The organism is Mesorhizobium sp. M1328, assembly GCF_040318075.1.
Taxonomy (GTDB): domain Bacteria; phylum Pseudomonadota; class Alphaproteobacteria; order Rhizobiales; family Rhizobiaceae; genus Mesorhizobium.
Window position 1 is genome coordinate 26549 of sequence record NZ_JAMYLO010000009.1, and the last position, 19420, is coordinate 45968.

Consider the following 19420-nt stretch of genomic DNA (forward strand, 5'->3'; position numbering starts at 1 on the left):
ATGAGTGTGGCTGAAAGCGAAGCGATGGCAGGGCGCGGCGGCGCCCGCGCCGTTGCCGTGGCCTCATCGATCGCCAGGTTCCTGGTCATCGCGATAACGACCTATCTCGGTCTGCTCGCGGTGACCTTCTTCATCGGCCGTGTGATCCCGATCGACCCGGTGCTGGCGGTGCTCGGCGACCGGGCGCCGGCCAATGTCGTCGAACGCACGCGCCGCGAGATGGGCCTCGACCTGCCGCTGGTCGAGCAGTTCTACATCTATGTCAAACATGCCCTGAACGGTGATTTCGGCACCTCGGTGCTGACCACCAATCCGGTGATGACGGACATCCGCCGCGCCTTTCCGGCGACGCTCGAACTGGCAACGCTGGGGACGCTGATCGGTTCGGTGATCGGCGTGCCGCTCGGCGTGCTGGCCGCCGTGCGGCGCGGCAGCATCATCGACCAGATCGTGCGCATCATCGGTCTTGTCGGCTATTCCGTGCCGATCTTCTGGCTGGGATTGCTGGCGCTGGTGCTGTTCTATGCCAAGTTGCAGTGGGTCGCCTTTCCCGGCCGCCTCGATGTCGTCTACGAATACACCTTCACGCCGATTACCGGCTTTTACCTGCTGGATGCACTCTGGCAGCGGCAGTGGGACGTATTTGCCGATGCCTTCCGCCACATCATCCTGCCGGCCTCGCTGCTCGGCTATTTCTCGCTCGCCTATATCAGCCGCATGACGCGCTCCTTCATGCTGAACGAACTTACCCAGGAATACATCGTCGCGGCGCGCGCCAAGGGCCTGTCGGAAACGCGCATCATCTGGGGTCACGCGCTGCGCAACGCTGCGGTGCCGATGGTCACGGTGATCGCTCTGTCCTATGCCGGGCTGCTCGAAGGCTCGGTGCTGACCGAGACGGTGTTTTCGTGGCCGGGCATCGGCCTCTACATCACCAACTCGCTGCAGAACGCCGACATGAATGCTGTGCTTGGCGGCACCATCATCATTGGCTCGGTCTTCATCGCCATCAACCTATTCTCCGACCTGCTCTACCGGGTGCTTGACCCAAGGACCAAGGCGGGATGAGCACCGAAGCGATTCAAACCCGCCGCGACTGGCTGCTCAGCGAGCGGCCGGCGTCGCGCGTGCAGGCAAGGCTCGGCCGCGCCTATGTGGCATGGCGGCGCTTTTCCGCCAACCGGCTGGCATTCATCGGTCTGCTCATCATCATCGCGCTGCTGGTGGTCGCGGCCTTCGCCGATGTGCTGGCGCCCTATTCGCCGACATTCGGCGACCTCAAAGGCTCGCGGCTGCTGGCGCCGAGTGCCGCGCACTGGTTCGGCACCGACGATCTCGGCCGCGACATCTATTCGCGCATCATCTTCGGCTCGCGCTGGACACTCTACGTCGTCATTCTGGTTGCCATCATCGCCGCGCCAATCGGCTTGCTGGTCGGTACCGTCGCCGGCTATGCCGGCGGCTGGACCGATGCGATCCTGATGCGCATCACCGACATCTTTCTCGCCTTTCCGAAGCTGATCCTGGCGCTGGCCTTCGTCGCCGCGCTCGGCCCCGGCATCGAAAACGCCGTGCTCGCCATCGCCATCACCTCGTGGCCGCCCTATGCCCGCATCGCGCGCGCCGAAACGCTCACGGTGCGCAATTCGGACTACATCAAGGCCGTGCAGCTGATGGGCGCCTCGCCGTTCCGCATCGTGCTTCGCCACATCATGCCGCTCTGCATCTCCTCGCTGATCATCCGGGTGACGCTCGACATGGCCGGCATCATCCTGACCGCCGCCGGCCTCGGCTTCCTCGGCCTCGGCGCGCAGCCGCCGCTGCCGGAATGGGGCGCGATGATCGCATCGGGCCGCCGCTTCGTGCTCGACCAGTGGTGGGTTGCGGGCGCGCCGGGCTTTGCCATTCTCATCGTCAGCCTCGGCTTCAACCTGCTCGGCGACGGCCTACGCGACGCGCTCGATCCCCGAAGCGGTGACCAATGAGCACGCTTCTCGAAGTCGACGACCTGCGCGTCACCTTCCCGACGCGCACCGGCCTGATCGAGGCGGTGCGCGGCGTTTCCTTCTCGCTCGGCCGCGAGCGGCTCGGCATCGTCGGCGAGAGCGGTTCGGGCAAGTCGCAGACCGGCCGCGCCATCATGGGCGTCACCCCGCCGCAGGCCGAGGTGACCGCGAAGACGCTCGCTTTTGACGGCATCGACCTGCTTGCCGCCTCGTCGCGCGAGCGCCGCGCGCTGCGCGGCAAGCGTATCGCCATGATCCTGCAGGATCCGAAATATTCGCTCGACCCGGTGATGAGCATCGGCCGCCAGATCGTCGAGACGCTGCGCACGCATGAGAAGGTCTCCAAGGCCGAGGCTCGAGACCGCGCGCTGGCCATGCTGGAGGCCGTGCAGATCCGCGATCCGGCCCGTGTCTTCGACCTGCATCCGCACGAGGTCTCCGGCGGCATGGGCCAGCGCGCCATGATCGCCATGATGCTGATCGCCGGGCCGGAAATGATGATCGCCGACGAGCCGACCTCGGCACTCGACGTCACCGTGCAGCTCGACGTGCTCGGCATCCTCGACCGGCTGGTCAGCGAGCGCGGCATGGGGCTGATTTTCATCTCGCACGATCTGCGCCTGGTCTCGTCCTTCTGCGATCGTGTCATCGTCATGTATGCCGGCAAGGTGGTCGAACAGCTCAAGGCCTCGGAGCTCGGCCGCGCCCAGCATCCCTATACGCGCGGCCTGCTCAACTGCATGCCCAAGATCGGCGCCGACCGCCACCCGCTGCCGGTACTCGACCGCAAGCCGGAGTGGGCGGCATGACGGCAGCCCTTTCCGTCGACAGGCTGGAGGTGATGTTCGACCGCTTCCGCGCGCTGAAAGGCGTCAGTCTCGAAGTCGAATCCGGTGAATCCTTCGGCCTCGTCGGCGAGTCCGGCTCCGGCAAGTCGACGCTGCTCAGGGCAATCGCCGGCCTGGCGCCGGCCGCATCAGGCACCATTACCGTCAACGGCAAAACGCTCGGCGTGCGCCGCGACAAGGCGTTCTACCGCGAGGTGCAGATGGTGTTCCAGGACCCGTACGGCTCGCTGCACCCACGCCAGACCGTCGACCGCCTGCTGCAGGAGCCGCTCGCCATTCACGGCTTCGCCGACGGCGAAAAGCGCATCCAGCGGGCACTCGACGAGGTCGGCCTGGGCACCGGCTTCCGTTTTCGCTATTCGCATCAATTGTCCGGTGGCCAGCGCCAGCGCGTGGCGATCGCGCGCGCCCTGATTCTGGAACCGTCGATCCTGCTGCTCGACGAGCCGACCTCGGCGCTCGACGCTTCGGTGCAGGCGGAGGTGCTGAACCTGCTGGAAGAGATCAGGCGGCGGCGCAAGCTGACCTTCCTGATGGTCAGCCACGACCTCGCCATCATCACTCACATGTGCGAGCGGCTGATGGTGATGCAGAACGGCGAGGCCGTCGAAAATCTGGCGGCGAGTGACCTTGTCGAGCGTCACGTGACCAAGGACTATACGCGCAACCTGTTGAGGGCGAGCGACGGGTTTGTCAGGGCTTAGCGGTATCTTTCTATTCCACGTGCTGCGACTCAATTCGCAGCCGTGCGGTCAGGCCACGCTGCCTATAGGAACCTCGTCGCCACCGTTTGCGCTCTCCTCGTTTTCAGGCGTTCCTTTCGGCTCCTTGATCCTGAACCACGTCACATAGAGCGCTGGCAAGAACAGCAGTGTGATCGCCGTGCCGGCGATGATGCCGCCCATCATGGCATAGGCCATCGGCCCCCAGAACACTTCGCGTGCGATCGGGATCAGCGCCAGGCTCGCGGCCGCCGCGGTCAGCGCGATCGGCCGCATGCGATGCTCGGTCGCCTCGATGACGGCGGCCCAGCGGTCCTTGCCCTCGTTCACAAGATCCTCGATCTGGACGATCAGGATGACAGAATTGCGGATCAGGATGCCGATCAGCGCCAGCACGCCGAGGATGGCAACGAAGCCGAGCGGTGCCCCGCTCGGCACCAGCGCGGCCACCACGCCGATCAGGCCGAGCGGCGCCACCGCCACGACAAGGAACAGGCGCTGGAAGCTCTGCAACTGCACCATCAGGATGGTCGCCATGATGAACAGCATCAGCGGCACCACGGCGGCTATCGGCCCCTGGCTGTTGGCGCTTTCCTCGACCGAGCCGGCGGTGGCGATCGAATAGCCCGGTGGCAATTTGGCGATGAAGGCGTCGACCGACGGTTTCACCTCGTTGACCACGGTGGCGGGCAGCACGTCGCCGACCAGCCCGGCGCGCACGGTGATGGTCGGGATGCGGTCGCGGCGCCACACTGTCGGCTGTTCGAGCTCGTAGCGGAAGTTCGCCACCGCGGCCAGCGGGATCGCCTCGCCGGTTCCGGTTGGCAATTGCATGTTCTGCAGTGTGCCGATCGAACCCCGTTCGGCCTCGCGCGAACGGGCCACCACATTGATCAGATAGGTCGCGTCTCGCACCTGGGTGATGGTGGAGCCGCCGACCGTGCTGTTCAGCGCGCTGGCGATATCCGAAGAGGTGATGCCGAGTTGCCGTGCCTTGTCCTGCAGCACGTCGACCCTCAGCACGCGCTCGGGTTCATTCCAGTCGAAAGTGGGTGCGGCCAGCTGCGGATTGGCGGAAATGATGCCGGCGAATTCCTGCGCCAGTGTCCGTACCGTCTGGACGTCAGGACCACCGACGCGGTACTGCACCGGCCGCCCGACCGGCGGCCCGAGTTCGAGCGGCTTGACAAAGGCGTCGGTGCCGACGAACTCGTCGCGCAGCAGCTTTTCGAGCGCCGGCTTGACCCGATTGCGCGCCTCGATGCTCTTGGTGACGATGACGGTCTGGCCGAAATAGGGATTGGCCGGTTGCACGTCATAGGCCAGCACGAAGCGAACCGCGCCCTGGCCGATATAGGAGCTGAAGTGGTCGATATCGGGATTGCCGACCAGCGCCCGCTGTTCGAACCGCTCCATCTGGTCCCGGGTCTCGGCAATTGAGGAGTTCTGCGGCAGATTCCAGTCGACGATCAGTTCGGGACGGTCGGATGGTGGAAAGAACTGCTGCTGGACGAGGCCAAAGCCGGCCAGCGACGCCGCGAACAACAGCACCGTGGCGATGATGGTCAGCCAGTGATGGCGCACCGAGCCGACGAGGACGCGCCGGAACAGCGCGGTGAAGCGGCCGGGCTTTTCATGGTGCTGCTTCATCGTCGCCGGCAGGATGGTGACGCCGAGCAGCGGCGCAAACAGCACCGCGACGATCCATGACACCAGGAGCGACACGGCGATGACGACGAACAGCGTGAAAGTGTATTCGCCGGCGGCGCTGTTGTTGAGGCCGATCGGGATGAAGCCCGCGACCGTCACCAGCGTGCCGGTCAGCATCGGAAAGGCGGTCGAGGTATAGACATATGTCGCCGCCTTGCGCAGATTGTCGCCGACCTCCAGCCGCGCCACCATCATCTCCACGGCAATCATGGCGTCATCGACCAGAAGGCCAAGCGAGATGATCAGCGCGCCCAGCGAAATGCGCTGCAGCGATATGCCGAGATAGGCCATGGCCGTGAAGGTGATGGCCAGCACCAGCGGGATCGACAGCGCCACGACGAAGCCGGCGCGCATGCCGAGGCTGATGAAGGACACGGCAAGCACGATGGCGACCGCCTCGAACAGGGCGCGCGTGAAACCGGAAACCGCCTCCTCGACGATGACAGGCTGGTCGGCGACCAGATGCACGCCGACGCCGACCGGCAGGTCGGCCAGTACCTTGTTCATCTCCTCGTGCAGGGCCTCGCCGAACTCCAGCAGATTGGCATTGGGCTTCATGCCGATGGCAAGGCCGATCGCGTCCTGCCCGTTGAAGCGGAACAAGACCGTCGGCGGGTCGACATAGCCGCGCGAAATCGTCGCCACGTCGCTCAGCCGGAAGAAGCGATCGTTGACGCGCAAATTGATGGCGCGAAGGCTCTCTTCCGAGGTGAACTGGCCGCCGACGCGCACACTGATGCGCTCCGGCCCGGACTGGATGACGCCGGATGGGGTGATTGCGTTCTGCGCCTGCAGGCTGGCCACGATCGCTTGCTGGTTGAGGCCGAGGGCCGCGATCTGGCGGGTCGAGAATTCGAGGTAGATCGCTTCGTCCTGGGCACCGACCAGATCGACCTTGCCGGCATTCGGCACGGTCAGGATCTTCGTCCTGACATCCTCGACATAGTCGCGCAACTGGCGCGGCGTCAGCCCGTCGGCGGTGAAGGCATAGATGTTGCCGTAGACGTCGCCGAAGCGGTCGTTGAAGAATGGTCCCTGCACGCCTTGCGGAAACTGCGCCCAGATGTCGTTGACCATGTTGCGCACCTGCAGCCAGGTCGGCACGACGTCGCGCGCCTTGGTCGTCGGCTTCAGGTTGACGAAGATGACGGTCTTGCCGGCAGAGGTGACGGATTTGGTATAGTCGAGGCTGTCGAGCTCTTCGAGCTTCTTCTCGATGCGGTCGGTCACTTGCCGCACCGTCTCGTTGACCGATGCGCCCGGCCAGTTGGCCTGGATGACCATGGTCTTAATGGTGAAGGCGGGGTCTTCCTCGCGGCCGAGATTGAGATAGGCAAAGACGCCGGCCACGACGAAGACCAGCATGAAATACCACACCAGCGAGCGATGGCTCAGCGCCCAGTCGGAGAGGTTGAAGCCCTCCATATGGCCTCTCCCTCAGAGATCTTGACCTTCTGTCCCTCGGTCAGGCTGTGGACGCCGGCGGTGACGACGCGCATGCCTGCATTGAGGCCCTCGGCGACGGTGAAAGTGGCGGCACCCTTGGAGGCAATTTTGATGTCACGGGCACTCACGCTCGACGTCTGCTGGTCGACGACCCAGACCTTTTCTCTGCCGTTCTTCTCCAGCAGCGCCGACAGCGGCAACTCGATCGTCGGCGTGATCTTGGCAATGCGGGTCGCCGTCACCGTCGAACCAAGCCTGAATGCCGGCGGCGGATCGATGAGCATCAGCCGGACGCGGCGCGTGCGGGTAGAACCTTCGGCCTGAGGGGAGATCTCGCGCAGCTTGGCGTCGCTGAGTATCGTAGGCAGGCATTGCAGGATGATCTGGAAGGGGGTGCCGAAGGCGAGATCGCCGGTCAACTGGTCGGGAATGTCGACGACTGCTTCACGCGGGTCAGAGCGCGCCACCGTGACGACGGTCTGGCCGGGCGAGACCGTCTGGCCGACCTCGGCGCCGACGGCGGTGACCACGCCATCGAAGTCCGAGAACAACCTGGTATAGCCAAGCTGTTCCTGCGATTTGGCCAGTGCGGCATTGGCCCGCTCGACACCGGCCGCGGCGGCCTGCCTGGCTTGGCGCGCGGCGTCGAAGACGGCCTGCAAGGTGTTGGCGGCGACAAGCAACTGGCGCTGGCGCTCCTCGCTTGCGGCGGCATTGGCAAATTGCGCCTGCGCGTTGGAGAGTTCTGCCTTCGCCGCCTGCACGGCAAGCTCCAGCGCCGTCGGATCGAGCGCCGCGATCGTCGTGCCCCTGGTGACGATATCGCCGACCTTGACATCGCGGACGACGACCCGTCCAAGCAGGCGGAAGGCAAGGTCGGCGCTGAACTGCGGTTCGACAGATCCGGCGAATCCGAAGGTCTCTACGGTGCGGGGCTCGACCACCACCGACAGCACAGGCCGGATGATCTCGGGCGGCTTCTCTTCCGATTGCGAGCAGGCGCCGAGCACGAGCCCAAACAGGGCAGGAACAAGCGGGGCAGGGCTGCGCAGGAGCCGGTTCATTGCTCCGCTCCCGCTATCTCGACGGTCTGGCCGGGGCTGAGCAACTGGCCGCCGGCGGTGACGACGGTTTGGCCTGCCTCGAGCCCCTTGTCGATGATGACCGAGCCGGATCCGAAGGCCAGCACCTCCACCTGTCTCGCTGCCACCGCCTTGGTCGCTTGATCGACGACCCAGACGGCCGGCTTGCCCGCGTTCAAGGTCAATGCCTGCCACGGCACGATGACGGCCTTCGACGGCTGGGCGCTGACCGACCCGATGACGGCCGCGCCGAGCGGCATGCCCGCGGGCGTGTCGGGAATGGCGACCTTGACCCGGATCGAGCCTGAAGTCGGATCGACCGCCGGCGAGATTTCACGCACCTTGCCCATCGCCTTGATCTGCGGATCCGACAACAGCGTGATTGTCACCGCGGGTGCTGCCGGCGTCTTTGCTACCATCGTTTCCTCTACGTTGAAGACCGCATCGCGGTCGCCGTCCTCGGCAAGGGTGAAGACGGTCTGCGCCGCCTGCACCACCTGCCCGGCTTCGACCTGGCGCACTGTGATCACGCCTGCCGCACCCGCCTTGAGTTCGGTGAAGGAAAGGTCCTCTTTTGCATTGGCGAGCGCGCTCTGAGCGGCATCGACGCTGCCTCGCGCCACCTTCGACGCCTGCTCGGCCGCATCATAGTCGCGCCTCGTGGTGTAGCCCTGGGCAAGCAGTGTCTTTTGCCGTTCGAAGGCGGCGGCGGCCTGGGTCAATTGCGCCTGCGCGGCGTCGAGATCGGCCTGCGCCGAGCGCAGGTCGAATTCCTGTTCCTGCGGATCGATGCGGGCGAGCACGGTACCTTGATCGACATGTTGCCCGACGTCGACAAGCCGTTCGGCGACGCGGCCGCCGACCCGGAACGAAAGATTGTTTAGCGTGCGCGCCGCGATCACGCCGGTGAGCGAAGTCCTTGGCGCATAGTTGGCGGTCGCCACGGTCTCGGTGAGGACCATGATCGGCAGTTTCTTCGCCGCAGCCTCCTGCTTCTGGCAGCCGGCCAGAAGCAAAGGCAGCATTGCCATTGCGCAGGCTAGAATTGTGGAGGCAGGAAAAGACAAATGGCTGGGGGTTTTGACCGACGGCGGCGAGACGGACAATGTCGCGTTCCTGCTCATAACTCCCTCAACCGCGCGGACCGCCCCCTGTAGCAAGACGGCGCGGACAATGGCGAGGATAATTGATCCCCGCAAAAAGGAAACCTCTTCTCGTACGCGTATAGGCGGTTGGGTAAGCTGGCCAGTTAACGCATCGGCGACAGGCCCAATCACCCGCCGCCAGTGCCAACTTGAGGAAAACCTGAAATAAGCCCAGAAGAGTCTCAACAGCCATCAAACGAGAGCGGGCGCTGGCCCGGTAAGGGATACGATGACAAATTCAGCCATTTCCGAACGCAAGAGCCAGTCGATTTCGCGCGGCGTCGGCATGACCACGCAGATCTATGCCGATCGCGCCGAAAACTCGGAGATCTGGGATGTGGAAGGCCGCCGCTACATCGATTTCTCGTCCGGCATCGCTGTCGTCAACACCGGCCACCGTCATCCGAAGGTGATCGAAGCGGTCAAGGCGCAGCTCGACCGCTTCACCCACACCTGCTACCAGGTCGTGCCCTATGAGAGCTATATCAGGCTGGCCGAACGGCTGAACGGCATGCTGCCTGGTAAGTTCGACAAGAAGACGATTTTCGTCACCACCGGCGCCGAGGCGGTGGAGAATGCGATCAAGATTGCCCGCAACGCCACCGGCCGGCCGGCGGTCATCGCTTTTTCCGGCGGCTTTCACGGCCGCACCTTCATGGGCATGGCGCTGACCGGCAAGGTCGTGCCCTACAAGGTCGGCTTCGGCGCCATGCCGGCGGATGTCTTCCATGCACCGTTCCCGGTGGCACTGCACGGCGTGTCGGTCGCCGATTCGCTGGCCGCGCTCGACCGGCTGTTCAAGGCCGATGTCGATCCGGCCCGCGTCGCCGCGATCATCGTCGAGCCGGTGCAGGGCGAGGGTGGCTTCTACGAGGCGCCGCGCGATTTCATGACTGCATTGCGCAAGATCTGCGACCAGCACGGCATGCTGCTGATCGCCGACGAGGTGCAGACCGGCTTTGCCCGCACCGGCAAGATGTTCGCCATGGACCACCACGAGGTGGCGGCCGACATCACCACCATGGCCAAGAGCCTGGCCGGCGGCTTCCCGTTGGCGGCGGTCACCGGGCGTGCCGAGATCATGGATGCACCGAACCCCGGCGGGCTCGGCGGCACCTATGGCGGCAGCCCGATCGGCGTCGCCGCGGCGCATGCCGTGCTCGACGTCATCGACGAGGAGAAGCTCTGCGACCGCGCCAATACGCTGGGCAACCGGCTGAAGCAGCGCCTGCAATCGATCCGCGACGAAGCGCCGGAGATCGTCGACATCAGAGGCCCAGGCTTCATGAACGCGGTCGAGTTCAACGATGTGACGAAGGGCCTGCCGTCGCCGGAACTCGCCAATGCGGTCCGGCTGAAGGCGCTCGACAAGGGCCTGATCCTGCTGACCTGCGGCGTCTACGGCAACGTCATCCGCTTCCTCGCGCCGATCACCATCCAGGATGGCGTCATGAACGAGGCGCTCGACATTCTGGAAAGTTCGATCCGCGAGGCCCGCGCCGCCTGAGCGATACGATTATCCTGCCGCGCGGGCAGGCTCTGCCTGCTGGAAGGCGGCGAGCGCTGCCTTCAGCCCGTCGGGCCCGGTCGCAACAATCTGCGGCGACGGCGAAAAGCCGGCGCCGAGCATCTTGCGGCCAAGCATGTGGTCGCCGGGCCGGTTGACCGATTCGATGCCGAGCAGCCGGCTTCCGGCGTAGTGGTAGATGGAGAATTTGTTCTCGGCCACGTCGCCCAGCACGACATGGCTGTCGCCGCCCGAAATCAGGCCGACCATCTGCAGCTTCATGTCGCCGATATCGGACCAGAACCACGGCACCGCTGAGTAGTTATCGGCGTGGCCGACGATGGTGCGCGCGGCGAGCCGCGCCTGGTCAGTGGCGTTCTGCACCGATTCCAGCCGCACATCGCCACCGGTGAACCAGTGCCGGTAGGAGGCGGCATCGCCGATGGCAAGGATTTCCGGCACCGACGTGCGCATCTGCTGGTCGACGCGGATGCCGTTGGCGATGGCAATGCCGGCGGCTTCGGCCAATTCGACATTCGGCACGACGCCGATGCCGATGACGACCATCTGCGCCGGCAATCTTTCGCCGGATGAGGTGATTGCAGCCGAAACACGGCCGTTCTCGCCCTCCAGCCGTTCGATGGTGGTGCCAGTGAGGATGCGCACACCGGTGGCTTCCAGCCGCTGGCGGACATGGCCGGCGATGACCGGCGCCACGGCGCGGCCGAGCAGCCGGTCGACCGCCTCGACCACCGCAACCTTGCGGCCGGCCGCGGTGAGCGTCGCGGCAATCTCCAGGCCGATGAAGCCACCGCCGAGGATGACGACGTCCTCGCTTTGCGCGCTCAATTCGCGGATCAGGCGGGCATCGCCGAGCGAGCGCAGCGACACAACGCCGGAAAGCTCCGAACCCGGCAGCGGCAGCAGGCGCGGCCGCGCGCCGGTGGCGAGGACAAGCCGGTCGAACGGCAACACACCGCCGCCCGATATCTCCAGCCTGCGGCCGCCTACATCGATGCGCTCGATCCGGAGGCCTGGCCGGTAGTCTATGGCGCTGCCGGTATAAAAAGCCTCGCCGCGCAACGGCTGCGGCTTTGCTTGCTGATCCTTGATGAAGGTCTTCGACAGCGGCGGCTTGTGGTAGGGCAATTCGTTTTCGTCGCCGACCAGGATCACCGGGGCTTCATAGCCCTCTTCGCGCAGGCTGGCGGCCGCTTGCACGCCCGCATGTCCCGCACCGACAATGACGATCCCGTTCTTCATAACAGCCCGATTCCTCATCCAAATCTAGGACGTCTCGCCAGGTGGCGATTGTCCGGCGCCGCCGCAAGAGCGCCGATCCGGGTCGCACCCGGAACGGCCGCCTGTCAACCGCGTCATGCGCCGGCATTCCCTATACATCGATGTTAAAGTTGACAGTTCTAGTTTAGAATAATTCTAAACTATTGTTTCAATTGAATTTTTTCTGCGCCACCAGTTGACATCCGGCGTCTTCGCCGTTTTATGGAAGCTCGCGCGTCAGCGCATCCCTTTGATGTCTGGGCCTTGAACCCTTTCGATTGGAGGCATTTCGGTGTCTTTCTTCCGCGAAGCGCGCGATGGCGCGACCCCTCTTTGCCCGCTGGCAGCTGCCCGCCGCGGCGCCGGCATTTCATTGATTCCCGAGGAGAGACAGTCATGAGAACGATGATGACCGCGCGGTATGGCGGCAGGCTTGCGGCGATCGGCGCCGCCGCGATGCTTACTGCGGCGGTGTTCGTGCTGCCGGCCAAGGCGCAAACCGATGCCAAGGCGGTCATCAAGACTTATTCCGACATCGCGCTCGCCAAATACGAGGATTCGCTGATCACGGCCGAGGCGCTCGACAAGGCTGTCGATGCGCTGCTCGCCAAGCCATCGGCCGAAACGTTGAACGCCGCCCGCGAGGCCTGGAAGGCATCGCGCGTTCCCTATCAGCAGACCGAGGTCTATCGCTTCGGCAATGCCATCGTCGACGACTGGGAAGGCAAGGTGAACTCTTGGCCGCTCGACGAGGGCTTGATCGACTATGTCGCCAAGAGCTACGGCACCGAGTCGGACGCCAACGCGCTCTACACCGCCAATGTGATCGCCAACAAGTCGATCGAGATCAACGGCAAGAAGGTCGACGCCACCAATCTGACGCCGGAGTTCCTCTCCGGCACCCTGCAGGAGGCCGGCGGTATCGAGGCCAATGTGGCGACCGGCTATCACGCCATCGAATTCCTGCTTTGGGGGCAAGACCTGCACGGCACCGGTCCGGGCGCCGGCGAGCGGCCCTACACCGATTACGACCTCGCCAATTGCACCGGCGGCAATTGCGACCGTCGCGGACAGTACCTGAAATCGGCGAGCGACCTTCTGGTTTCCGATCTCAAGGATATGGTCAACGACTGGAAGGAAGGCGGCGCCGCCCGCAAGAACCTTGTCGATGGCGAGCAGAATGCCGCCATTTCGACCATCTTCACCGGCATGGGCTCGCTGTCCTACGGCGAGCTCGCCGGCGAGCGGATGAAGCTCGGCCTCTTGTTGCACGATCCGGAAGAGGAGCACGATTGCTTCTCCGACAACACCTACAACTCCCACCTATATGACGCGATCGGCATCCGTGCCGCCTATCACGGCAGCTACACGCGGCTTGACGGCACTGTCGTCGAGGGGCCGTCGGTGGCCGACATGGTCAAGGCGGCCGATCCGGCGATCGACAAGGAATTGTCGGCTAAACTGGATGTCACCATCGCCAAGATGGAGGCCATCAAGGCGCGGGCGCTTGCCGGCGAGGCCTATGACCAGCAGATCGCCGAGGGCAACGCTGACGGCAACGCCACCGTGCAGGCGGCGATCGACGCGCTGGTCGATCAGACCAAGTCGATCGAACGCGCCGTCGGCACCCTGAAGCTCAATGCCATCGCCTTCGAGGGCTCGGACAGCCTCGATTCACCGGACAAGGTGTTCCAGTAAACTTCGAAACCAACAGCCACGCGGCGCAATGAGCGCCGCTAGCCAGAGCGACAAATGCTGATCTGCCATTGCAACATCATCACCGAAAAGGAGATAGAGCAGACGATCGTCGGACTGCTGGATGAGGACCCCTGGCAGCTGATCGTGCCGGCGAAGGTCTATCATGCCATGCACAAGCGCGGTCGCTGTTGCGGCTGCTTCCCAAATGTGGTCGAAACGATCATTCGGGTCACCGAAAATTACCACGCCCGCTCGGCGGCGAGCGGCGTGGACATCGTTTCACACCTGGATCGCGTCAGAGGCCTGCGCGTCCAATACGGGAGCAGAACCCATGAAAGGCGAACAGCAGATCATAGAGCGGCTTAACGAGGCTCTGTTTCTGGAACTTGGAGCGGTCAATCAGTACTGGGTGCATTTCCGGCTGCTGGAAGACTGGGGATACGCCAAGCTGGCGAAGAAGGAACGCGCTGAATCGATCGAAGAAATGCACCATGCCGATCGGCTCGTGGCGCGCATCATCTTCCTCGAGGGCCATCCGAACCTGCAGTCCGTGGCGCCGCTGCGCATCGGGCAGAATGTCAAGGAAGTGCTCGAATCCGATCTTGCCGGCGAATATGACGCGCGCACCGCCTACAAGCGTTCGCGCGAGGTTTGCAACGAAGCAGGCGACTACGTGACGATGAAGCTGTTCGAGGAATTGCTGGCTGACGAGGAAGGTCATATCGACTTCCTCGAGACGCAACTCGACCTGCTCGCCTCGATCGGCGAGGAAAAGTACGGCCAGCTCAACGCGGCGTCGGCCGACGAGGCGGAATAAGGATATGCGGGAATGCGGCGCTCCCTAGAGTTCTTGCGCCGCTTGCGGCCGGCCGAAGGTTGCGGCCTGCCGCCTCAGAAGAAGCCGCGATACGGTATCCTTCGCGGCGCTTTTCTTGTCGTGGTGGCGACGCTCACAGCCTCGGCGCTGGCCGGAGCGCCGCGACCGGCGGGGCTTGCCACCAGCCGCACCGATCTGACGCCGAAGGATCTGGCGCGCGTCACCGCCATTACCAGGCCGACCAGCGATTTTTCCAAGCCCGAGCAATTCGAGCTGATGCAGGGCGGCGCCGGCACCTCGAAGAAGGACGTCAACAAGGACGCCTTCTCGCAATCCTCCGCCAACATCAGCTTCGAGGAAGAGGGCACCTTCAAGCTCGGCAACGCCATTTTCCGCAAGAACTGGGTGTCGTCGCCATCCTCGACACAGGCCTCGGATGGGCTCGGTCCGCTGTTCAACGAGCGCGCCTGCCAGAACTGTCATCTGAAGGACGGTCGCGGCCATCCGCCCGAAGGCGACAGCGGCACCACCTCGATGTTCCTGCGCCTGGCAAGGGAAGCCAGTACCGAGGAGGAGAAAGCCGCGCTCGCCGATCACAAGGTGCTCAACTTCCCCGACCCGGTCTATGGCACGCAACTTCAGGAGCTAGCCGTTCCCGGCCTGCAGGGCGAAGGCAGGATGCATGTCGATTATCAGGAGCAAAAAGTAAAACTGGCGGATGGTAGCGCAGTGTCGCTGCGCAAGCCGAGCTATTCGGTCGAGGGCCTCGCCTACGAGCCGCTCGATCCACACACCACGCTGTCGCCGCGCATGACGCCGCCGATGATCGGCCTTGGCCTGGTCGAGCAGATCGCTCCTGCCGACATCCTTGCCCGCGCCGATCCGGCCGACCGCGATGGTGACGGCATTTCCGGCAGGCCCAACATAATACGCGACGGCAGCAGCGGTGAACTGACGCTCGGCCGTTTCGGCTGGAAGGCGCAGGCCGCATCGATCCGCCAGCAATCGGCGGACGCTTTTGCCGGCGATATCGGCATTTCGACGCCCGAGGTGCCGAAGCACTGGGGCGATTGCACTGCCGTAGAAAAGACCTGCCTTGCCCTACCCAACGGTGTGCAGGAGCGCCTCGGTCCGGTCGAAGCGCCGCCGCCCGTCATGGACCTCGTGACCTTCTATTCGCAAAACCTTGCCGTGCCGGCCCGGCGCGACCTCGACAGACCGGACGTGCTCGCCGGCAAAAAACTGTTCTACGATATGGGCTGCATCTCCTGCCATACGCCGAAATTCGTCACCCGCCGCGGCACCCCGAACAAGGCGCAGGCCTTCCAGCTGATCTGGCCGTATTCCGATTTCCTGCTGCATGACATGGGACCGGGCCTTGCCGACGGCCAGGCGGTGGGCGAGGCCACGGGAAGCGAATGGCGCACGCCGCCGCTGTGGGGCATCGGGCTCACCCAGACCGTCAGCGGCAACACCTTCTTCCTGCATGACGGGCGCGCGCGCAGCCTGGCCGAGGCGATCCTGTGGCATGGCGGCGAGGGCCAGAAGGCGCGTGACCGCTTTGCCGCTGCCGATGCGGCCGACCGCGCCGCGCTGATCAAGTTTCTGGAGTCGCTCTGATGCCGAAGCGTCTTGCGTCTGCACTCGTTCTGATGCTGGTCCTCGCCGGTGCGCTGCCGGCATCCGCGGTGGTGAAGGCTTCGGATGTGATCCAGCGGGCGATCGACGGCTTCGTCCGCCCGGCCTATGCCAGGCTGCATGACCATGCGGACAGCTTGACCGAGGCCATGCACACGCTTTGCCAGACGCCCTCGCAAGACAATCTCGATGCGGCGCGCGCCGAATTCTCGGGTGTCGTGGATGCCTGGTCGGTGGTGGAAATCATCCGTTTCGGGCCGATCGCGGAAAACAACCGGCTTGAGCGCATGCTGTTTTGGCCGGACCGCAAGAGCATCGGCCTGAAGCAGGTGCAGGCAGCACTTGCCGGCAAGGATCCGACAGCCGCCGATCCGGCCCAGCTGGCGACAAAGAGCGTCGCCATGCAAGGGCTCGGCGCACTGGAATTCGTGCTCCATGGCGACGGCGCCGATCAATTGGCCGGCAGGGACGACGCCTATCGCTGCGCCTATGGCGCGGCCATTGCCGGCAATATCGAGGCAATCGCCGGCGAGGTCGGCAATGCCTGGACCAAGCCCGACGGCTTTGCCGCGCTCTGGGCCAATGCGGGTCCGCAGAACGCGCTCTATCACGACGGCGCCGAAGCGGTGACCGAACTGGTCGGCGTCTTCATCAACGAGCTGGAAATGGTGCGCGACGTGCGCCTGAAAAGCTTCCTGGGCGCCAAGCCGGAGGCCGACAAACCGAAACAGGCGATCTATTGGCGCTCGCAAAACACCGCCCGCTCGCTGACCGGGAATCTGGCGGGAATGGACGCGCTATTCCAGGCCTCGCAGCTTGGCGAAGCGCTGTCGCCCGATGCGCGCTGGATGGCGGAATCGGTCCACATCCAGCTCACCAACGGGATCGAGGCGGCCAAGGCATTCAGGGGTCCGATCGACAAGGCACTTGCCGATCCGGCGCTGCGCCAGAAGCTCGACTATTTCTCGCTGGTGACATCCAGCCTGACGAGCCTGATCGGCACCAGGCTGACCGCCGAATTCGGCCTGACCGCCGGCTTCTCGTCACTGGATGGCGACTGATCATGAGGACGCCGCTGATCGATCGGCGCGATTTCCTGAGGGCCGCAGGCGCTGGTTTCGTCGCGGCGATGGCGCCGTCAGCCTGGGCAAAGACACTCGACGCCGACGCGGTCTTCGCCACCGCTTTCGTCAAGCGCGACGGCGGCTATGGCGCGGCCATCCTGTCCGAGGCCGGCAAGTTGTTGCACACGATCGATCTGCCCGATCGGGGCCACGACGTTACCTTCGACCCGGTGTCCAAGCGTTCGGTGGTGTTTGCCAGGCAGCCGGGCACCTTTGCTGTCGTCTTCGACCATACCGGCCGCGGTGAACCGCACACCATTGCCAGCGTTGCCGGCCGGCACTTCTTCGGCCATGGCGTGTTCTCGGCCGACGGTGCGCTGCTCTACGCCACCGAGAACGATTTCGACAATGCCGCCGGCGTCGTCGGCATCTATGACGCGCATGCGAAATTCAAGCGCATCGGCGAGTTCCCGACCTATGGCACAGGCCCGCACGAGCTTTTGCTGCTTTCCGACGGCAGGACGATTGCTGTGGCCAATGGCGGCATCGAGACGCATCCGGATTATGGCCGCGCCGAGCTCAATATCGCAACGATGAAGCCGTCCCATGTTCTGGTCGACCGCCTTACCGGCGATCTCACCGAAAAGCACGAATTGCCGCCGGCCCTGCACCAGCTATCGATCCGCCATATGGATGCCGACCGCTCCGGCACCGTCTGGTTCGGCTGTCAGTATAGGGGGCCGGGCACCGATCGCCCCCCGCTGGTCGGCCGCGCGGCGCGTGGCAAGGACTTGCAATTGCTCGACATGTCGCAGGATGTGCTCTCCGGCTTCAGGAACTATATCGGCTCGGTCGCCGCCAACCCTGCCGCCGGCACTATCGCCGTGTCTTCGCCTGAGGGCAATTCGCTTGCCGTGATCGACGCGGCCAGCGGCCGCATCGTCGCCACCAAGGCGCTGGTCGAGGTCTGCGGCGTTGCACCCGATGGGGAGAGCTTCATGGCGACGACCGGCGCCGGCGAAATCGTCGAGGCCGGTGGCTCGATCCGTTCCGAGCCGGACTATGTCTGGGACAATCACGTGCTGCGTATCGAGCAGGTCGGCTAGTCCCGATACTTATTGTGGCGATTGCGTGCGTTGAAACTTACATTCGTGGACCCGCGCCGAAGCAAAGTCGCCTGACGATTTATCCATTATTCCCTTGCGGGGATCAGCCCTGGCGGGCAGAGGGAAGCTGTTTTCGAAACTGTCTCAACCGGCCGCTTCATGAAATTGCTTGCCATCGACTGTGCCGCCAATCTCTGCGCCGCCTGCGTCTACGACGCGGCGGACGGGAAAGAGCTCGGCCGTTCGGTGCTCGATCTCGGCAAGGGTCATGCCGAGCATCTGATGGGTGTCATCGAAGGGGCGTTGAAGGCGGCCGGAACGGACTTTAGCGGCCTCGGCGCCATTGCCGTTTCCACCGGTCCGGGCTCCTTCACCGGTCTGCGCGTCGGCGTCTCGGCGGCGCGCGGCCTTGCGCTGGCACTGAAAATCCCGGCGATCGGCGTGACGACTCTGGAAGCACTGGCGGCGCAAGCGAGAGTAACGTTTCCCGGCCGCGCCGTTCTCGCCGCGCTCGATGCAGGGCGCGAGGAAATCCATGCGGCACTTTACGATGAAGCATCCGTTTTGACTTACGGTCCCTCGGTGACCACGCTTTCGCAAGCCGCCGCCATCGCGGTTGACTGCTCCGCGGTTCTTGCCGGCACCGCGACATCGCAAATTGCCGCCTCGGTCGGGCGCGCTTTTGATACAGGCCCGATCGGGGCCACCGCCGACATCGCCGTCTATGCCCGGCTGGCCGCGGCCCAAGGTGCCGGTAAAAAGGGCGAGGGCGAAAAGCCGAAGCCGCTCTATCTGCGCGGCGCCGACGCCAAGCCGCAGGCCGGCTTTGTTTTATCGAGGCAAAAAAACTGATGCGCATTCCGTTCCTCCAGCCGCGCCGCAGGGACTATGCGCTCGAGCCGCTGACGATTGCCGACAGCGCGGCCATGTCGGTGCTGCATCGCGAGGATTTCGCGCGGCCGTGGACCGACGACGAATTCGCCGCACTGCTCGAGCAGGATACGGTGTTCGGCTATGCCGCGCGCGAGACCGGACAGGGTGCCAAGCCGCCGGTCGGCTTCGTGCTCGCGCGGCTGGCGGCCGGCGAGGGGGAGATCCTGACGGTCGCGGTGGCACGTTCGCATCGGCGCCGGGGGCTCGGCTGGCAATTGATGGACGCGGTGCTGCGTGAACTGCACGCACAGCGCGCCGAGGCACTTTTCCTCGAGGTAGACGAGACCAATGTCGCCGCGATCGCGCTCTACCGGCGGCTCGGCTTCCGCGAGGTCGGCAAGCGCGCCAACTATTACAAGTCGCCGGAGCACGGCCCGACCGGCGCGCTTGTCATGCGCCGCGATCTTCGCTAGCCAA

At 64.5% G+C, this 19420-nt stretch carries 17 protein-coding genes; 13 read left to right on the forward strand and 4 right to left on the reverse strand.

The features are described from left to right. From NKH23_RS17445 to NKH23_RS17460, 4 genes are read left to right on the forward strand one after another with little or no spacing between them, the layout of a single operon-like run. On the forward strand, positions 1–1068 hold the full coding sequence (locus tag NKH23_RS17445) for an ABC transporter permease (protein ID WP_352721733.1): 1068 nt from the start codon (positions 1–3) through the stop codon (positions 1066–1068). Next, on the forward strand, positions 1065–1985 hold the full coding sequence (gene nikC, locus NKH23_RS17450) for a nickel transporter permease (RefSeq protein WP_352721734.1): 921 nt from the start codon (positions 1065–1067) through the stop codon (positions 1983–1985). The genes NKH23_RS17445 and nikC overlap by 4 nt, the downstream gene beginning before the upstream one ends. After that, positions 1982–2815: an ABC transporter ATP-binding protein gene (locus NKH23_RS17455; RefSeq protein WP_352721735.1), complete on the forward strand. Its 834-nt coding sequence runs from the start codon at positions 1982–1984 to the stop codon at positions 2813–2815. The genes nikC and NKH23_RS17455 overlap by 4 nt, the downstream gene beginning before the upstream one ends. Beyond that, the gene (locus tag NKH23_RS17460; RefSeq protein WP_352914374.1) at positions 2812–3558 is read left to right on the forward strand and encodes an ABC transporter ATP-binding protein; all 747 of its coding nucleotides are present in this window, start codon (positions 2812–2814) and stop codon (positions 3556–3558) included. The genes NKH23_RS17455 and NKH23_RS17460 overlap by 4 nt, the downstream gene beginning before the upstream one ends. Positions 3559–3606: 48 nt before the next feature. Here the strand turns inward: NKH23_RS17460 and NKH23_RS17465 are convergent, their stop codons facing one another. Genes NKH23_RS17465 through NKH23_RS17475 form a run of 3 tightly spaced genes read right to left on the reverse strand, consistent with a single transcriptional unit; the run spans position 3607 to position 8839 of the window. Continuing rightward, entirely contained in the window at positions 3607–6711 is a 3105-nt protein-coding gene (locus tag NKH23_RS17465; RefSeq protein WP_352721737.1) for an efflux RND transporter permease subunit, read from the reverse strand. Continuing rightward, positions 6678–7796 carry an efflux RND transporter periplasmic adaptor subunit gene (locus NKH23_RS17470; protein ID WP_353035105.1) on the reverse strand — a complete coding sequence of 373 codons (1119 nt, stop codon included), beginning with the start codon at positions 7794–7796 and terminating at the stop codon, positions 6678–6680. The genes NKH23_RS17465 and NKH23_RS17470 overlap by 34 nt, the downstream gene beginning before the upstream one ends. Then, positions 7793–8839 carry an efflux RND transporter periplasmic adaptor subunit gene (locus NKH23_RS17475; protein WP_352978676.1) on the reverse strand — a complete coding sequence of 349 codons (1047 nt, stop codon included), beginning with the start codon at positions 8837–8839 and terminating at the stop codon, positions 7793–7795. Before NKH23_RS17475 ends, NKH23_RS17470 begins: the two co-directional genes overlap by 4 nt. Before the next feature lie 349 nt (positions 8840–9188). Between NKH23_RS17475 and NKH23_RS17480 the strand changes: the two genes are divergently transcribed. Beyond that, positions 9189–10466, forward strand: a complete 1278-nt coding sequence (locus NKH23_RS17480) for a 4-aminobutyrate--2-oxoglutarate transaminase (RefSeq protein ID WP_352715831.1) — start codon at positions 9189–9191, stop codon at positions 10464–10466. Between the two features lie 9 nt (positions 10467–10475). On the opposite strand, the gene NKH23_RS17485 is transcribed toward NKH23_RS17480, so the two are convergent. Further along, on the reverse strand, positions 10476–11729 hold the full coding sequence (locus tag NKH23_RS17485) for an NAD(P)/FAD-dependent oxidoreductase (RefSeq protein WP_352715830.1): 1254 nt from the start codon (positions 11727–11729) through the stop codon (positions 10476–10478). A gap of 426 nt (positions 11730–12155) precedes the next feature. Here NKH23_RS17485 and NKH23_RS17490 point away from each other — a divergent pair, with 426 nt between their 5' ends. The 8 genes from NKH23_RS17490 (at position 12156) to rimI (ending at position 19416) form a co-directional block, all read left to right on the forward strand. Further along, entirely contained in the window at positions 12156–13445 is a 1290-nt protein-coding gene (locus NKH23_RS17490) for an imelysin family protein (protein ID WP_352978713.1), read from the forward strand. Between the two features lie 54 nt (positions 13446–13499). Beyond that, positions 13500–13811: a (2Fe-2S)-binding protein gene (locus NKH23_RS17495; RefSeq protein WP_023676882.1), complete on the forward strand. Its 312-nt coding sequence runs from the start codon at positions 13500–13502 to the stop codon at positions 13809–13811. Beyond that, entirely contained in the window at positions 13777–14262 is a 486-nt protein-coding gene (gene bfr, locus NKH23_RS17500; RefSeq protein WP_023676883.1) for a bacterioferritin, read from the forward strand. The genes NKH23_RS17495 and bfr overlap by 35 nt, the downstream gene beginning before the upstream one ends. A gap of 12 nt (positions 14263–14274) precedes the next feature. Continuing rightward, positions 14275–15882, forward strand: coding sequence for a di-heme oxidoreductase family protein (locus tag NKH23_RS17505; RefSeq protein WP_352715828.1), 1608 nt, complete (start codon positions 14275–14277; stop codon positions 15880–15882). After that, positions 15882–16961, forward strand: a complete 1080-nt coding sequence (locus NKH23_RS17510) for an imelysin family protein (protein WP_352715826.1) — start codon at positions 15882–15884, stop codon at positions 16959–16961. The genes NKH23_RS17505 and NKH23_RS17510 overlap by 1 nt, the downstream gene beginning before the upstream one ends. A gap of 2 nt (positions 16962–16963) precedes the next feature. Continuing rightward, positions 16964–18070: a DUF1513 domain-containing protein gene (locus tag NKH23_RS17515; RefSeq protein WP_353035107.1), complete on the forward strand. Its 1107-nt coding sequence runs from the start codon at positions 16964–16966 to the stop codon at positions 18068–18070. 159 nt (positions 18071–18229) lie between these two features. Then, the gene (tsaB, locus tag NKH23_RS17520) at positions 18230–18922 is read left to right on the forward strand and encodes a tRNA (adenosine(37)-N6)-threonylcarbamoyltransferase complex dimerization subunit type 1 TsaB (protein WP_352715823.1); all 693 of its coding nucleotides are present in this window, start codon (positions 18230–18232) and stop codon (positions 18920–18922) included. Further along, positions 18922–19416, forward strand: coding sequence for a ribosomal protein S18-alanine N-acetyltransferase (gene rimI / locus NKH23_RS17525; protein ID WP_352715821.1), 495 nt, complete (start codon positions 18922–18924; stop codon positions 19414–19416). Before tsaB ends, rimI begins: the two co-directional genes overlap by 1 nt. The last annotated feature ends 4 nt before the right edge of the window (positions 19417–19420 follow it).

Bases quoted from the DNA above. Each gene is read 5' to 3' on its own strand.
- NKH23_RS17485 (WP_352715830.1), bottom strand. From the start codon at position 11,729: ATGAAGAACGGGATCGTCATTGTCGGTGCGGGACATGCGGGCGTGCAA.
- NKH23_RS17475 (WP_352978676.1), bottom strand. From the start codon at position 8,839: ATGCTGCCTTTGCTTCTGGCCGGCTGCCAGAAGCAGGAGGCTGCGGCG.
- nikC (WP_352721734.1), top strand. From the start codon at position 1,065: ATGAGCACCGAAGCGATTCAAACCCGCCGCGACTGGCTGCTCAGCGAG.
- tsaB (WP_352715823.1), top strand. From the start codon at position 18,230: ATGAAATTGCTTGCCATCGACTGTGCCGCCAATCTCTGCGCCGCCTGC.
- bfr (WP_023676883.1), top strand. From the start codon at position 13,777: ATGAAAGGCGAACAGCAGATCATAGAGCGGCTTAACGAGGCTCTGTTT.
- NKH23_RS17510 (WP_352715826.1), top strand. From the start codon at position 15,882: ATGCCGAAGCGTCTTGCGTCTGCACTCGTTCTGATGCTGGTCCTCGCC.
- NKH23_RS17445 (WP_352721733.1), top strand. From the start codon at position 1: ATGAGTGTGGCTGAAAGCGAAGCGATGGCAGGGCGCGGCGGCGCCCGC.
- NKH23_RS17460 (WP_352914374.1), top strand. From the start codon at position 2,812: ATGACGGCAGCCCTTTCCGTCGACAGGCTGGAGGTGATGTTCGACCGC.
- NKH23_RS17455 (WP_352721735.1), top strand. From the start codon at position 1,982: ATGAGCACGCTTCTCGAAGTCGACGACCTGCGCGTCACCTTCCCGACG.
- NKH23_RS17465 (WP_352721737.1), bottom strand. From the start codon at position 6,711: ATGGAGGGCTTCAACCTCTCCGACTGGGCGCTGAGCCATCGCTCGCTG.
- rimI (WP_352715821.1), top strand. From the start codon at position 18,922: ATGCGCATTCCGTTCCTCCAGCCGCGCCGCAGGGACTATGCGCTCGAG.
- NKH23_RS17470 (WP_353035105.1), bottom strand. From the start codon at position 7,796: ATGAACCGGCTCCTGCGCAGCCCTGCCCCGCTTGTTCCTGCCCTGTTT.
- NKH23_RS17490 (WP_352978713.1), top strand. From the start codon at position 12,156: ATGACCGCGCGGTATGGCGGCAGGCTTGCGGCGATCGGCGCCGCCGCG.
- NKH23_RS17515 (WP_353035107.1), top strand. From the start codon at position 16,964: ATGAGGACGCCGCTGATCGATCGGCGCGATTTCCTGAGGGCCGCAGGC.
- NKH23_RS17480 (WP_352715831.1), top strand. From the start codon at position 9,189: ATGACAAATTCAGCCATTTCCGAACGCAAGAGCCAGTCGATTTCGCGC.
- NKH23_RS17495 (WP_023676882.1), top strand. From the start codon at position 13,500: ATGCTGATCTGCCATTGCAACATCATCACCGAAAAGGAGATAGAGCAG.
- NKH23_RS17505 (WP_352715828.1), top strand. From the start codon at position 14,275: ATGCGGCGCTCCCTAGAGTTCTTGCGCCGCTTGCGGCCGGCCGAAGGT.